Source organism: Vibrio sp. S234-5 (assembly GCF_000960595.1).
Lineage (GTDB): Bacteria > Pseudomonadota > Gammaproteobacteria > Enterobacterales > Vibrionaceae > Vibrio.
Window position 1 is genome coordinate 216249 of the sequence record NZ_JZAM01000060.1, and the last position, 14866, is coordinate 231114.

The window sequence follows — 14866 nt, forward strand, 5'->3', positions numbered from 1 at the left end:
TTTAACCCTAGTTTTTGTAATAAAATGACAGCCAGAATTTGGTAAGAATTGAGAGCAACTCATGTCAACAACTGGTCGTATTCACTCATTTGAATCCTGCGGTACCGTAGACGGCCCTGGTATTCGCTTTATTGTCTTTATGCAAGGTTGTTTAATGCGCTGTAAGTATTGCCACAACCGTGACACATGGGACACTCACATTGGTAAAGAAGTCTCTGTGGAAGAGATCATCCGCGAGGCAAAATCCTACCGACATTTTATGAACGCTTCTGGCGGTGGCATTACTTGTTCAGGTGGCGAAGCCATGTTGCAACCTGAGTTTGTGCGCGACTTTTTCCGTGCGGCTAAAGCGGAAGGTATTCACACTTGCTTAGATACCAACGGTTATGTGCGCAAACATACGGAAGTTATTGATGAGGTGCTGGACGCCACCGATTTGGTGATGTTGGACATTAAACACATGAAAGATGAAATTCACCACGATTTCATCGGCGTATCGAACAAACGCACGCTGGATTTCGCCCGCTACCTGCACAAAATCGGCCAAAAGACTTGGATCCGTTACGTTATCGTACCCGGGTATACCGATGATCCTGAAGCCGCACACATGCTTGGTGCCTTTATCAAAGACATGGACAATATTGAGAAAGTAGAGCTATTGCCCTACCACAAACTCGGCGCGCACAAATGGGAAGCGATGGGACAAGATTATCCTCTGGAAGGGGTCAATCCACCGCCGAAAGAGACGATGGATGCGATGGTGGCCATTTTGTCTCAATACCACAGCAACGTTAAATACTAACGCCGCACAGACATTCCTTTCTCACGGATTTTAGTACATGGATGTATTCACTCTTTTCTGCTCAGGCCTAACGATTTTGATTGGCTGGCGTTTCTGCTGGGCAGATTTCAAGCGCGTTGTTTTGCCTAAGCTGCTCAATGAAAAGAGTTTTCAACATCTCACTTTTGCCGTTATTTTTATCCTGTTTTTGCTCTGGCGCACACAAGCTGGGATCAAAGATGGGCTGCAGGTTCATTTTCTCGCTCTCACCACTCTGACCATGATGTTCGGTTGGCGAATGGCTTTTCTGATTTGTCTACCTGTCACCTTCGGGCTAGCCTTAACCAGTGACATGCCACTTTCAGCCATTCCCGAATACCTAACGCTGTCAGTGCTGTTTCCTATCACCATTTCTTATCTGATTTTTTGCCTAAGTTACCACTACCTGCCACGCAATATCTTTGTCTTTATTTTTATCGCTGGTTTTCTCAATGCGGCTATCACTGGCAGCTTGCATTTGATGGTTAACGCGCTCTACCACCTTTGGTCTGGTCATTATGATTGGCAAACCATTTGGGACAACTATTTCATTTTGGTCCCTCTGCTCGCCTTTCCAGAAGCCTTGCTAAATGGCATGTCACTTGCCGTACTTTGTGTGTTCAAGCCTGAGTGGTTAAGGGTCTTCTCCGACCATGATTACATTTTCAACCATTACCACAAACACTGAACAAATCGACAAACATAATTTGTACTTTTCGAATTAAATCTGTATTGAGATCATGTTTCATCGTGTGATGTTCCGCTAACCTAACTGCAACAACACAATAAAATTATCTTCAGTGAGGTCACCATGGAAATGTCAAACACACAGCGTTTGATCCTATCAAATCAGTACAAACTCATGTCACAGCTCGACCCAACCAATGCGGCAAAATACCAACGTTTAAAAACCATTATTGAACGCGGTTATGAGCTACAAATGCGCGAGTTAAACAAAGATTTTGGCTGTATTTCGGAATCACACTGCAAAGAAGTGATCGACATTATGGAGATGTATCACGCCATGCAGGAATCCAACAAAATGCTCTCTGATAGCGAACGTGCAGAGGTGGATCAGCGTCGACTACAGTTCCTAGGTTTCGACATCGCTTCAGAAGCTCAATTGGTCCACTACGTGCGTTTCTTAGTCGACTCCGAAGGCTTGTATCCTCAATTTGATAAAGCAGACCACCATTTCAACAGTCAAATGCCGATGTTGGAAAAATACCGCCGAATGCTGGCGAGCTGGAAAAAATGTCCTCGCCAGTACCATCTGTCTGCCACGGAGCTGCGCCAAATCTTCAGTGCATAAGCGAACTCAAACCGTTTCCTCCAAGGCTGGCGAATAGGCCGGCCTTGTTTCTTTAGCCACTTTCCTTTGCCTTTACCATCAAGAAACATTTCCTCTCTATTCTAGTTGGCTTAAAACGTCGCTTTTTGCTCTTCATACTAAATTGCTCTTCATATTAAATTGCTCTTCATATTAAACTCATTTTCACCACAAATGCCACATAGAGAAAGGCATATTATTCCTGAATTCAATCTATTTGAGCGCCATGGAAAGAGGCGATCAACCCCGCATCTCAACAAGTATTTTTTTAAATAAACACATAATTGTTAAGCAAAATTGCAAATCGCGGTCTAGGCTTATCCTTGAGAAGGGACGATATTTGCCAACGTTCGTCAGCAGACTGAATAAGAAGGGGAATGTGACATGAGTATTTTTGACCACTATCAAGCTCGCTATGAAGCAGCAAAAGACGAAGAGATGTCGATACAAGACTTCCTTGCGCTGTGCAAAGATGACAAAAGTGCCTATGCAAATGCAGCAGAACGACTTCTTATGGCGATTGGAGAGCCAGAGCTGATCGACACTTCACATCATCCTCGCCTCAGCAGACTATTTTCTAACCGTGTCATCTCACGCTACAAAACGTTTAAAGATTTTTATGGCATGGAAGACGCGATCGAGCAGATCGTCTCTTACCTAAAACACGCTGCGCAAGGGTTAGAAGAACGCAAACAGATCCTCTATTTGCTCGGTCCGGTCGGCGGTGGTAAATCTTCACTGGCGGAAAAACTCAAGGCCTTGATGCAGCAAATGCCCATTTACGTCTTGAGCGCAAACGGGCAACGTAGCCCGGTCAACGACCATCCTTTCTGTTTGTTTGATGTCAATGAAGACGGCGATATCCTACAGCAGGAGTATGGCATTGAAAAACGCTACTTACGCTCCATCATGTCGCCTTGGGCGGCAAAACGCTTGCACGAATTCGGGGGGGATATCAGCAAATTTAAAGTGCTGAAAGTGCGTCCTTCCATTCTCGACCAAATTGGCATTGCCAAAACCGAACCGGGCGATGAGAACAACCAAGACATTTCCTCTTTGGTTGGTAAAGTCGATATTCGTCGTCTTGAACATTATTCGCAAGACGATCCGGATGCTTACAGCTACTCAGGTGCGTTGTGTAAAGCGAACCAGGGTTTGATGGAGTTCGTCGAGATGTTTAAAGCACCTATCAAAGTGCTGCATCCACTTTTGACCGCGACCCAAGAAGGGAACTTTAACGGCACTGAAGGGCTGTCAGCGATTCCATTTGATGGCATGATTCTCGCCCACTCAAACGAATCGGAATGGCAAACCTTTAGAAACAACAAAAACAACGAAGCATTCCTCGATCGGGTTTATATCGTCAAAGTCCCTTACTGTTTGCGTGTTTCAGAAGAAGTCAAAATCTACCAGAAACTCCTTGAGCACTCAGAACTTTCCAAAGCACCTTGTTCACCAAGCACGCTCGATTTACTGGCCCAATTCAGTATTCTTTCTCGTCTGAAAGAGCCAGAAAACTCGTCGATTTACTCAAAAATGCGCGTCTATGACGGTGAAACCTTAAAAGATACCGATCCAAAAGCGAAGAGTTATCAAGAATATCGTGACTACGCTGGTGTCGACGAAGGGATGAAAGGCCTTTCAACCCGTTTCGCCTTTAAGATCCTCTCGCGTGTGTTTAACTTTGACCATACCGAAGTGGCGGCAAACCCTGTTCATCTCTTCTATGTGATTGAGCAGCAAGTCGAACGGGAGCAGTTCCCACAAGATACGGCTGATCGCTACCTAGAGTTTCTCAAAGGCTACCTCGTACCGCGCTACGTGGAGTTCATTGGCAAAGAAATTCAAACTGCCTACCTCGAGTCTTACTCTGAATATGGCCAGAATATCTTTGATCGTTACGTCACCTACGCCGATTTCTGGATTCAAGATCAAGAGTACCGTGATCCGGAAACTGGCCAGTTATTCGACCGCTCTGCTCTGAATGGCGAGTTGGAAAAAATCGAGAAAACCGCGGGCATTTCCAATCCGAAAGATTTCCGCAATGAGATTGTGAACTTTGTGCTGCGTGCCCGAGCAAATAACAATGGGCAAAATCCGGTTTGGACCAGCTACGAAAAACTGCGCACCGTCATCGAGAAGAAAATGTTCTCCAACACAGAAGATCTGCTTCCGGTTATCTCTTTCAACGCGAAAACCTCTTCTGACGATCAGAAGAAACACGATGACTTCGTAGCTCGTATGATGGAAAAAGGCTACACCGAGAAACAAGTACGCCTGCTTTCCGAGTGGTACCTGCGTGTACGTAAATCGTCCTAACCTTGAGAAATGAGTTAGGTCTTGTGGAACATGAAGAGGGGAATTTCATGGCGCAATTTATCGACCGGAGGCTCAATGGCAAGAATAAGAGCGCTGTCAACAGACAGCGCTTCTTGAGACGCTACAAAGAGCAAATCAAAGAGTCTGTTGCGGATGCAGTAAATCGCCGCTCGATCACCAATACCGAGACCGGTGAAGATGTTGCCATTCCGCACAAAGATATCAAGGAACCTATTTTTCATCAGGGGAAAGGCGGATTACGCGAGCGTGTACACCCGGGAAACGACCAGTTTATCACTGGCGATAAGATCGAACGCCCCAAAGGTGGGCAAGGCGGTGGCGGTTCTGGTGAAGGCGACGCAAGCGCGGACGGTGAGGGGCAAGATGATTTCGTCTTTCAGATCTCAAAAGACGAGTATCTCGACATTCTGTTTGAAGATCTGGCGCTGCCCAACCTGAAGAAAAACCAAGTCAATAAAATCACCGAATGGAAAAAGCACCGAGCAGGTTTTCAAACTGCTGGCATTCCATCCAACATCTCTGTTGTTCGTTCTCTGCAACAGTCTTTAGCTCGTCGCACCGCGATGACCGCTGGCAAAAAGCGCCTAATGCAAGAATTGGAAGAGGAACTAGAACGCATCCAAAATAGGGAACCGGCGCAAAAACTGGAAGAGATGCGCATTAAACAAGAAATTGAAGAGTTGCGAAAGCGCATCGATGCGGTCCCTTTTATTGACACCTTTGATCTGCGTTTTAAGAATTATGAGAAAAAACCCGTGCCCTCGAGCCAGGCCGTCATGTTCTGTCTGATGGACGTTTCAGGCTCAATGGATCAAGCGACTAAGGACATCGCAAAGCGCTTTTATGTACTGCTTTATCTGTTCTTAACTCGCACTTATGAGAATGTTGAAGTGGTCTTTATTCGTCACCACACACAGGCCAAAGAGGTGGATGAGCATGAGTTTTTCTACTCTCAGGAGACTGGAGGGACCATTGTTTCCAGTGCTCTCAAGTTGATGGATGACATTGTTAAGCAACGCTATCCCGTTGGGGAATGGAACGTTTACGCGGCACAAGCTTCAGACGGCGATAACTGGGCGGACGACTCTCCACGCTGTCGTGAACTGTTAACCAACAAGTTACTGCCTAACTGCCAGTACTACGCTTATATTGAGATTACACGTCGTTCTCACCAAACTCTTTGGCACGAATATGAAAAATTAGAAGAAAGCTTCAACAACTTTGCGATGAAGAATATCCGCTCAGTAGAAGATATCTTCCCGGTATTTAGAGAGCTGTTCCAGAAAGAGACTGCATAGGAGGACTGCGCATGACAACCAAAACTAAGCAAAAGCGTAAAACCTTACCAGATGGCCCTGACTGGACTTTCGAACTGCTGGATCAATACCATCAAGAGATAAAGCGGGTTGCAGAGCACTATCGTCTGGACACTTACCCTAACCAGATCGAGGTGATCACCTCAGAGCAAATGATGGATGCTTATTCAAGCATCGGTATGCCGATAAACTACAACCACTGGTCGTTTGGTAAAAAGTTTATTCAAACTGAGCAAAATTACAAACACGGACAAATGGGCTTAGCCTATGAGATTGTGATCAACTCCAACCCTTGCATCGCCTACTTGATGGAAGAGAACACCGTCACCATGCAGGCCTTGGTCATGGCGCACGCTTGTTATGGGCATAACTCCTTCTTTAAGGGCAATTATCTATTTCAAACCTGGACCGACGCCAGTTCTATCATTGACTACTTACTCTTTGCCAAAAATTACATTGCTGAGTGCGAAATCAAGTATGGTGAAACCGAAGTGGAAAAACTGCTCGATTCCTGCCATGCCCTGATGAATTTTGGCGTTGATCGTTACAAACGGCCAGAGAAGATTTCGATCAACGAAGAGAAAGCCCGCCAAGAAGAACGTGAAGCGTACTTGCAATCACAGGTCAATGAACTGTGGCGCACTGTGCCGAAAGCAAAAGCCAAAGAAGAGCGCAATCAGATTCGATTCCCCAGTGAGCCGCAGGAAAACATCCTCTACTTTATTGAAAAGCATGCGCCATTGCTTGAGCCGTGGCAGCGTGAAATCGTGCGTATCGTGAGAAAAATCAGCCAATACTTTTATCCGCAAAAACAGACTCAAGTGATGAACGAAGGCTGGGCAACTTTCTGGCACTACACGATTTTGAATCATCTTTACGACGAGGGGCTAGTGTCCGATAAATTCATTCTGGAATTTTTGCACAGTCATACCAGTGTGGTCGCTCAACCCTCCTATAACAGCCCATATTTCAGTGGTATCAATCCGTATGCACTCGGGTTTGCCATGTTCAGAGACATCAAACGTATCTGTGAAGAACCCACCGATGAAGACCGTGAGTGGTTCCCGGAACTCGCTGGCAGCAACTGGCTAGACGCCGTTCATTTTGCAATGCATAACTTTAAAGACGAGAGTTTTATCAGCCAATACTTGTCGCCTAAAATCATCCGCGATTTTAAACTGTTTGCTATTCAAGATGACGACCGTAAAAACTTTATTGAGGTGAATGCGATTCATGACGATAGCGGATATCGAAAAATCAGAGAAGCCTTGGCCGCACAGTATAATCTGTCGAACCTAGAGCCCAACATTCAGGTCTTCAATGTCGATGTGCGTGGTGACCGTTCGCTGACACTGCAATATGTGCCGCACAATCGGATCCCGCTGGATAAAAGCTATGAAGAAGTGCTAAAACACTTATACCGAATTTGGGGATTTGAAGTCATTTTGGAAGAAGTAAAAGAGTCCGGGCATCGCGAAGTTCTGGCCACGTGTCCCGCCAAAGAATAGGCACAAGGGACACTGTGCGATCAGTAATCTACTTAACACCCGCTATGTTGGGGCGGGTGTTATTTTCCCCCAGCGTCACTCGTGTCTGTCAATCAAGGTTACGTTTCATTTGATACATGCGCTCATCGGCTAAACGAACTCGCTGACTAATGTTGCCTTCATTTACGTACGAAATACCAAAAGAGAAGGCGATTTTTGCTGCGAAAGCCAGTGCCTGGAGATGATTCATCACTTGGTCAACTCTTTGCGGGTCGAGCAAAAGAATAAATTCGTCGCCTCCCACCCGAAAAGCAAATTCATCTTCTTCAACCACATGCGACAATTTATTGGCAAAACGGACGATCAGTTCATCACCTTTAGCATGGCCTTGAGTATCGTTAATCTCTTTTAAGCCATTAAGATCGATATAAATCAAGGAGAGATCTTCATCGCTAAAACTATCTAAATAGCGTCGATTGTAAAGCCCAGTCAGTTCATCTCGTACTATCTCATAATCTTTGGCACGCATGGCCCTGGCAATTCCCAGTGCGATCAAGGAAACCGCGATGAACATACCACCTTGCTCGATTACGTTGTCTAGCAACGCATAATCGTGACTCCAGTCAGCCAGAATTCGGATTTCAGTCAAGGTATCGTACATCGCGACAGCGAGAACCAGATTGACGCCCCAAACGATCAGTTTGTAATCACAAATCGATGGTGAAAGTGCAATACGGATGTAAAGTAAGATGCAGAAATAAGCCGATTCGGTGAATACGTCAATTTGATCTTCGACGCCGAGAGCTGACACAAAGCTGGTCACATTGAGTAAAGCAAACATGCTAAGGGCGATGACCGAAGCATGACGAGATGGGCGTTTGATTCTAAGTGGGTGCATGCAAATGCTCTACTTGTTGCGACACTTCCTGTTTCCTTTCCACTTAGCATAGCCAAAAGAGCGACGACCATAACAAAAAGCCTAACGTAATGCACATTAGGCTTTTTTGATTTTACTTGTTTGCTTGGCTAACAATATGCCTTACAAGTTCAAGATCCGCGGGGGTATCCACGCCCGCAGGTGGCGCTTCTTTTGCCAGTGCAACATGAATTTTTTCGCCGTACCAGAGCACGCGAAGTTGCTCAAGGCACTCGATCTTTTCCAATGAACTTGGTTGCCAGTTAACGTAGGTATTGATAAAACCTGCGCGGTAAGCGTAGATGCCAATGTGACGCATCAATGCTTGAGGCGACAGTTTTTCACCGCGCGCATACGCATCGCGATCCCAAGGAATGGTTGCGCGACTAAAATAAAGCGCATAGCCTTCTTTGTCTGTTACGACCTTCACCGCATTGGGATTGAACACTTCCTCTTCGTTGGTTATCGCCACGCCAAGAGTCGCCATAGGCGCAGTGCTCGCGGCTAAATTATCCGCCACTTGACGAATGATCGCTGGTGGAATCAGCGGCTCGTCACCCTGCACATTCACAATAATGTGATCATCGGCAATCCCCATGCTTTTCACCACTTCCGCAAGACGCTCTGTACCCGATTCATGATTCGGTGACGTCATGCAAACTTTACCACCGAAAGCAACAACGGCATCAGCAACACGCTCATCGTCGGTCGCAATAATCACATCTTGCGCACCTGCTTGGATCGCTTGTTCGTAAACCCACTGAACCATTGGTTTACCGGCAATATCCGCCAGTGGCTTGCCCGGCAGACGACTAGACTGGTAACGAGCAGGAATAACAACCGTGAATGACATTAGCGCCCCTCGTCCATGGCCATACTGCGAGCCTCTGGCTCAAGTAATACAGGAATGCCCTCTTTAATTGGGTAGGCGAGACGATCGAGCTTACAGATCAACTCCTGATTATCTTTATCGAATGTTAATTTTCCTTTGCATACTGGGCACGCAACAATCTCAAGCAGACGGTGATCCATACTTTCTTATAACCTCTGTTATTCTTTGTAAAATCTGTTGTTCTTTGTGCAAATCAAACTGCGCCGATACCGGTAAATACCACCAATTCTTCTGGGCAAATTGGCGGCACTTGACCGCATCTTTTTCTGTCATTATGACGTTTTCACCCTGAATAACCAGTTTATCCAACGCTTTCTGCTCAAAATCTTGGTGATCAGCAAACTCTTGGATAGCCACCAATTTAGCGCCTAACTGCTCTAACGTGACAAAAAAACGCGGCGGATGACCAATGCCAGCAAAAGCGACCAGAGCGGCTAGCGATTGCACTTCTACCTGCTCTCCTGTAAGCAAGTTAATGGCTTTTCCCGGCACCAACGTCATGCCAATTTCACCTGGATGGGGCTTGCCACCATTGGTGATGACAAAATCGACACTAAGTAGGCGTGAAACGGGTTCGCGTAGTGGGCCAAGTGGAATCAACTGCTTTGAGCCAAAGCGTCGGAGCCCATCAACCACGACGATTTCAACGTCACGCTGTAAGGCATAATGTTGCAAGCCATCATCGGTGATAATGACATCCACCTCTTGGCTTAGAAGCGCTTTTACTGCCTGAGGGCGATTGGGGTCAACCGCCACAGGAGCACCAGTGCGTTGGAAAATCAGCTTGGGTTCGTCACCACAATGTGCAGTTAAAGTCGTTTCATCGACGAGCAAGGGATAGCTTGGCGCTTTGGCGCCATAGCCGCGTGAAACAACACCGGGTTTGAAACCCTGTTGCTGCAACGCTTCCACCAGCCAAACCACCACTGGAGTCTTACCATTGCCGCCAGCCGTAATATTGCCCACGACGACGACTGGCACGGGTGCTCTATAGGCAGCCCTTTTGCCGTGCAGATAGGCCTGTTTCTTACAACGGCTGATAACACCAAACAGCAAAGAGAGTGGCCACAACAGCGGCCACAATAGATATTTGATCGGATGGTTCTCAAACCAAATTTTTTCGACCACTAGGAGTCACCAAACTGAATCTTATGCAACTGGGCATAAGCGCCATCTTTGGCGATCAGCTCAGCGTGCGAGCCTCGTTCGATAATGGTTCCGTCATCGACCACTAAGATTTGGTCTGCTTGTTCAATGGTTGACAGACGGTGCGCAATGACCAAGACGGTTTTGTCTTTTTGTAACTCATCTAATGCGGATTGAATTGCCCTTTCCGATTCGGTATCCAAAGCAGAAGTCGCTTCATCGAGGATCAGTACTGGCGCATCTCGCAGCAATGCCCGAGCGATCGCAACCCGTTGACGCTGCCCCCCAGACAAGCTGGCGCCATTTTCACCGATAACTGTATCTAGCCCATGCTCCATTTTGGAGATAAACTCCATCGCATGAGCCAATTCAGCCGCACGTTCAATATCCGCGCGGGTATACTTATCTTCCGCGGCATAGGCAATATTGTTCGCCAAGGTATCGTTAAACAGGTGAACATTTTGTGATACTAGAGCAAAGTGAGTACGTAAATTTTTCAGTTCGTAGTCACGAATATCAACGCCATCCAGCTCGATTGCGCCTTCGTCGACATCGTAAAAACGGGTGAACAGATTCGCTATGGTACTTTTGCCTGAACCAGAACGGCCCACCAACGCCACCGTTTTGCCTTTCGGTATATCAAAAGAGACGTGCTGCAGCGCCGGTTTTTCCGTGCCTTGATAAGTAAACGAGATATCTTTTACCGCTACTACCCCTTCGGCACGCTCTACCGTATGAGTCCCGTGGTTTTTCTCCGGTTCAATATCCACCAACGCAAACAGCGTCTGCGCCGCGGCCATACCACGTTGGAACTGCGAAGTGACACTTGTCAGCGCTTTTAACGGGCGCATGAGACCAAACATCGCAGAGAAAACCACGGTGAAAGTCCCGGGCGTCAGTTGCTCTTTTATTGAGTCAACGCTCGCCAAATAAAGCACCACAACAATGGCAACCGATGCAATCATCTGAATGATCGGGTTAGCGGCCGCTTGCGCCGTGACGAGCTTCATGCTCTGCTGACGCATTTGGTTGCTGACTTTATCAAAGCGCTGCTTTTCTACATCCTGACCACCATAACTCAGCACCACTTTATGCCCTTTGAGCATCTGTTCCGCTGCGCTGGTAACAACGCCCATAATGGTTTGCATATTTTTGGAGATCTTACGAAAGCGCTTAGACACCACGCCGATCCCCCATGCCACAACAGGGGCAACTAAAATCAACACCAGAGAAAGCTGCCAGCTGTTGTAGAACATCAGTACTAACAAGCCAATAATGCTGGCTCCCTCGCGCACGATGCTCACCAAGGCCTGACTGGTTGCAGCAGAGACTTGCTCTGAATCGTAAGTAATGCGTGACAGCAGACTACCCGATTTCTCACGGTCGAAAAACGAGACCGGCATTTGCATATAGTGGTTAAATACCATGCGACGGATTTGCATCACCACGTTCCCAGAGACCCAACTCAAGCAATACGCAGAGATAAAACTGCTGACACCACGAATGAACATCATGGCGAAAATAATCAATGGCAAGGTACGAAGGAAGTCTGATTCGGCACTGCCAAACCCTTCATCAAGAAGCGGTTTGAGCAAAGAAACCATGTAGGTATCAGAAACGGCATTAATCACCAGTGCAACGACGGCAACGGCTAATCCAGATTTATAAAGACGGATAAAAGTCCACAGACGCTTAAAAGTGCGCCAAGTTGATTCATCTGCTGTAATCGACATAGATAAGAGATTCTTTTCTTTAATCAAGCGGTCATTCTACTTGGTTCCGTAGCATCTGCCTATACCAAGGCTGCAAACTATTGCTACGCAGCGTTTTTACTGACCAACGACCTTGGTGAACCAAAACGGTAATCTGCCCTTCTTCTCCGGTATCTAACCAGCGTACCTCGTGTTGCTGATAAGTGCGTAACACCTCTTTTCTCGGCATGCCCCACTGGTTGCCTTTAGCAAGAGAAGCCAACGCCAACTGCGGCGTTACGGCGGCGACAAAATCGGGTGAGGACGAGGTTAAACTGCCATGATGCGGAACCAACATAATATCGCTTCGCACCTTTTCAGGCTCTCGAGCCAAGATCCACTCGGCAACGGCATCAATGTCCCCCGTGAGTAAGATTGAAAACTGATTTTCCCAATCGCTGAGCCGAATTACGCACGAGTGAGGGTTATAGGCCCGTTTAACCAGTTTCGGTGGCCACAGTACTTCAAGCTTCATCCCTTGCCATTCATGCTGCTCACCGCGAAGACAGGGTAAATAGTGCTCTTGCTGCGAACTGCTCATGCGCCATTTCGGAGATAGCATGGCCTCGACATACGCTTTCCCTCCAGCGTGGTCATTGTCTAGGTGGCTAAGAATTAAACCGTCCAAGCCGCGATGCCCCCGTTTAAGCATCACCGGTTCAATGACCTGCTGAGCAATACTGCCGTCAAACCAACCTTTGCCAGTATCATAAAGCAGCAAGTGATCATTTTTCTCAATCAATACCGCCAAACCATGGCCGACATCCAATAGATCAATACGGACCTCACCCTGCTGGCGATAACCTATCGTCATCGCAATGCTTATCCCAAATACAGTCAACGCAAAACTGGGCGTAAACAGGCGTCCGTACAGGATCAGCAGAGCCAAAAGGGTAATCACGGCGATCTGCCCGTCGGTGAGTGGCCACCAGCCGTGACGTGCATAAGGCAATAGCATGCTGAGCGGTTGTAAAGACCAATCTGCCAGTTGCCAAATGAGCGTGGCGACGCTTGACAAAGACAAGGCCGAAAACAACAAACCAGCCAACACCAAAGGAACCACCGCCAGCGTAAACCACGGGATAAACACTAAGTTGTATATCAGCGCTGCAAAGCTAAAACCGGAAAAGAAGTGCCCAGTCACTGGCGCGAGAAAGAGTAGTAACAAGGCTTGCGTGAGTAGCAGGTTTGTTACTCTTTTTCGCCATGATGCATGAAAATGGCCTCGGTTGATGGTGAGAAAAACGGCACCGACGGCGAGAAAAGATAGCCAGAAACTGGAAGATAGCGGGGAAAAAGGCGATAACACCAGACAGCATGCCAGCACCCAAAGTAAGGTACTCCAACGACTTATCTGCCAGTTCATCAGCGAAAACGATGCCATCAAGAGACAAAAAATCAGCGCTCGCTGAGTCGGTAGGGTAAAGCCGGCCAACCAAGCATAAGCCCAAGCAAACACCAAACCGAGCATGGTCGGCACGAAAAGAAGCGGTCTTTGCCCTGCCCGCATCCAATGTCCGAGCCAATAGCCACATCCAAACGCCATACCAATATGTAGACCAGAGATCGAAAGAAGATGAATCAATCCGCTCTGTTTGAGCTGCTGCCACTGTTCAGCTTCGATCTGGTCACGCACGCCAAAACTGAGTGCCATCAGCAAAGCTGAGTGCGATGCCTCCGCCAATTGCAGGGAGACTTTTTCAATCAGCGCCAGCCTTACCGAGTAGGCCGAAGTAACCCGCCACGAATGCTGTGGATCGAGTGTCGCTCTGGCTAAGACTTGTTGGCTGAGAGCGAACGTTTCACTATCAAATCCAGCTTGGTTCAACAGTCCATAAATGGGTTTGATGTTTACCCAGCCTGCAAAGACATCATTCTGAGTGAGCAAAATTGGCGCAATCAGGCGAATTCTTGGCCGATCAAAAAATCGCAGAGGTTGACCATTAATGTGCGTAATATAAATAATACCTTCATAGCCGTGACTTATTTGTTTAAAGGGGCTGTCAACTTGCCCATTTATGATAATATTCCCCCCTGCCTGAAACAGGGTGTCCGCTTTCCGCTGGATTAGATTTCCCGAACAAATCGCAACCACAAGCGCCAAGCCAATACCGAGTGAGCTCCGCCACCTTTTCAGTCTCATAATTAATAAGATGGCAATCACGATTAGCAATAACCACCGCCAGGAAGGCATGATCGGCCAATAATTCGCCGAGATAAGGGTCGCTGAGAACGAAGCCAAGAACCAATTGTTACCTAAGAGAGTCATGTTGTCCTATGCCAAGAAAGCTGATCAAACGCTTCATGCCAGACCATGAGCTGATAAAACGTCAAAAAGCATTGAAAGTGTTTGGTAACGTTTTATACAACCCCAATTTGTGGTGCCTAAATCGCCGTTCTGCGGCAGGTGCTTTTGCTGTTGGCCTGTTTATGGCTTTTGTTCCTTTGCCAAGCCAAATGATTATGTCAGCGGGTTTAGCGGTTTTGCTTGGTGTCAATTTGCCGCTTTCAGTGGCACTGGTTTGGGTAAGTAATCCGATCACCATGCCTGTGCTGTTTTACTTCGCTTACAAACTCGGCGCTTTCGTGATGAATGTTCCGCCACAACCTTTTCATTTCGAGCTTTCTTGGGACTTCATCCTTGAACAAATGAGCACCATTGGCCCTCCATTCTTACTCGGGTGCACCATCTGCGGCGTGGTTTCGTCGATTGTCGGCTACTTTGGTATTCGCGGTTTGTGGCGTTACTCTGTCGTGAGAAGTTGGCAGAAGCGTCAAGCAAGATAACGTAAGATGCTGAAGTGTTGGCAAGCAGTGGCGTAAGTTTCGATTTATCGCACTGAGTGAATGAAAACGGATGTAATGAAA

Annotated in this window: 13 protein-coding genes; 7 read left to right on the forward strand and 6 right to left on the reverse strand. The window is 47.1% G+C overall.

Features of this window, described 5'->3' with window-relative positions; all coding sequences use genetic code 11:
- Window positions 1-61 precede the first annotated feature (61 nt).
- The 6 genes from pflA to UF06_RS02225 all read left to right on the forward strand — a co-directional run bounded on the left by pflA (window position 62) and on the right by UF06_RS02225 (window position 7314).
- The gene (gene pflA, locus UF06_RS02200) at window positions 62-802 is read left to right on the forward strand and encodes a pyruvate formate lyase 1-activating protein (protein WP_039433121.1); all 741 of its coding nucleotides are present in this window, start codon (window positions 62-64) and stop codon (window positions 800-802) included.
- A gap of 37 nt (window positions 803-839) precedes the next feature.
- Entirely contained in the window at window positions 840-1508 is a 669-nt protein-coding gene (locus UF06_RS02205) for an energy-coupling factor ABC transporter permease (protein WP_045568983.1), read from the forward strand.
- A 123-nt stretch (window positions 1509-1631) separates the two neighbouring features.
- Window positions 1632-2132 carry a YfbU family protein gene (locus tag UF06_RS02210; protein WP_045568984.1) on the forward strand — a complete coding sequence of 167 codons (501 nt, stop codon included), beginning with the start codon at window positions 1632-1634 and terminating at the stop codon, window positions 2130-2132.
- Between the two features lie 402 nt (window positions 2133-2534).
- Entirely contained in the window at window positions 2535-4469 is a 1935-nt protein-coding gene (locus UF06_RS02215) for a PrkA family serine protein kinase (protein WP_045568985.1), read from the forward strand.
- Window positions 4470-4516: 47 nt separating this feature from the next.
- Window positions 4517-5788 (forward strand): YeaH/YhbH family protein, encoded by a 1272-nt coding sequence (locus UF06_RS02220; protein WP_045568986.1) that lies wholly within the window; start codon window positions 4517-4519, stop codon window positions 5786-5788.
- Window positions 5789-5799: 11 nt separating this feature from the next.
- A complete protein-coding gene (locus UF06_RS02225) occupies window positions 5800-7314 on the forward strand; it encodes a SpoVR family protein (RefSeq protein ID WP_045568987.1) in 1515 nt (504 codons plus the stop codon).
- An 88-nt stretch (window positions 7315-7402) separates the two neighbouring features.
- Here the strand turns inward: UF06_RS02225 and UF06_RS02230 are convergent, their stop codons facing one another.
- The 6 genes from UF06_RS02230 to UF06_RS02255 all read right to left on the reverse strand — a co-directional run bounded on the left by UF06_RS02230 (window position 7403) and on the right by UF06_RS02255 (window position 13886).
- The gene (locus UF06_RS02230; protein ID WP_045568988.1) at window positions 7403-8191 is read right to left on the reverse strand and encodes a GGDEF domain-containing protein; all 789 of its coding nucleotides are present in this window, start codon (window positions 8189-8191) and stop codon (window positions 7403-7405) included.
- Between the two features lie 112 nt (window positions 8192-8303).
- Window positions 8304-9062 (reverse strand): 3-deoxy-manno-octulosonate cytidylyltransferase, encoded by a 759-nt coding sequence (gene kdsB / locus UF06_RS02235; RefSeq protein ID WP_045568989.1) that lies wholly within the window; start codon window positions 9060-9062, stop codon window positions 8304-8306.
- Window positions 9062-9241: a Trm112 family protein gene (locus UF06_RS02240; RefSeq protein WP_039425205.1), complete on the reverse strand. Its 180-nt coding sequence runs from the start codon at window positions 9239-9241 to the stop codon at window positions 9062-9064. The genes kdsB and UF06_RS02240 overlap by 1 nt, the downstream gene beginning before the upstream one ends.
- On the reverse strand, window positions 9222-10229 hold the full coding sequence (gene lpxK, locus UF06_RS02245; protein ID WP_045568990.1) for a tetraacyldisaccharide 4'-kinase: 1008 nt from the start codon (window positions 10227-10229) through the stop codon (window positions 9222-9224). The genes UF06_RS02240 and lpxK overlap by 20 nt, the downstream gene beginning before the upstream one ends.
- Window positions 10229-11980, reverse strand: coding sequence for a lipid A ABC transporter ATP-binding protein/permease MsbA (msbA, locus tag UF06_RS02250; protein ID WP_045568991.1), 1752 nt, complete (start codon window positions 11978-11980; stop codon window positions 10229-10231). Before msbA ends, lpxK begins: the two co-directional genes overlap by 1 nt.
- 31 nt (window positions 11981-12011) lie before the next feature.
- Window positions 12012-13886 (reverse strand): DNA internalization-related competence protein ComEC/Rec2, encoded by a 1875-nt coding sequence (locus tag UF06_RS02255; RefSeq protein ID WP_226972338.1) that lies wholly within the window; start codon window positions 13884-13886, stop codon window positions 12012-12014.
- A gap of 389 nt (window positions 13887-14275) precedes the next feature.
- Here UF06_RS02255 and UF06_RS02260 point away from each other — a divergent pair, with 389 nt between their 5' ends.
- A complete protein-coding gene (locus UF06_RS02260) occupies window positions 14276-14785 on the forward strand; it encodes a DUF2062 domain-containing protein (RefSeq protein ID WP_039445689.1) in 510 nt (169 codons plus the stop codon).
- The last annotated feature ends 81 nt before the right edge of the window (window positions 14786-14866 follow it).

What these genes read in the sequence shown, in the direction of transcription:
- pflA (WP_039433121.1), top strand. Translation starts at nt 62, where the DNA reads ATGTCAACAACTGGTCGTATTCACTCATTTGAATCCTGCGGTACCGTA.
- UF06_RS02205 (WP_045568983.1), top strand. Translation starts at nt 840, where the DNA reads ATGGATGTATTCACTCTTTTCTGCTCAGGCCTAACGATTTTGATTGGC.
- UF06_RS02210 (WP_045568984.1), top strand. Translation starts at nt 1,632, where the DNA reads ATGGAAATGTCAAACACACAGCGTTTGATCCTATCAAATCAGTACAAA.
- UF06_RS02215 (WP_045568985.1), top strand. Translation starts at nt 2,535, where the DNA reads ATGAGTATTTTTGACCACTATCAAGCTCGCTATGAAGCAGCAAAAGAC.
- UF06_RS02220 (WP_045568986.1), top strand. Translation starts at nt 4,517, where the DNA reads ATGGCGCAATTTATCGACCGGAGGCTCAATGGCAAGAATAAGAGCGCT.
- UF06_RS02225 (WP_045568987.1), top strand. Translation starts at nt 5,800, where the DNA reads ATGACAACCAAAACTAAGCAAAAGCGTAAAACCTTACCAGATGGCCCT.
- UF06_RS02230 (WP_045568988.1), bottom strand. Translation starts at nt 8,191, where the DNA reads ATGCACCCACTTAGAATCAAACGCCCATCTCGTCATGCTTCGGTCATC.
- kdsB (WP_045568989.1), bottom strand. Translation starts at nt 9,062, where the DNA reads ATGTCATTCACGGTTGTTATTCCTGCTCGTTACCAGTCTAGTCGTCTG.
- UF06_RS02240 (WP_039425205.1), bottom strand. Translation starts at nt 9,241, where the DNA reads ATGGATCACCGTCTGCTTGAGATTGTTGCGTGCCCAGTATGCAAAGGA.
- msbA (WP_045568991.1), bottom strand. Translation starts at nt 11,980, where the DNA reads ATGTCGATTACAGCAGATGAATCAACTTGGCGCACTTTTAAGCGTCTG.
- UF06_RS02260 (WP_039445689.1), top strand. Translation starts at nt 14,276, where the DNA reads ATGCCAAGAAAGCTGATCAAACGCTTCATGCCAGACCATGAGCTGATA.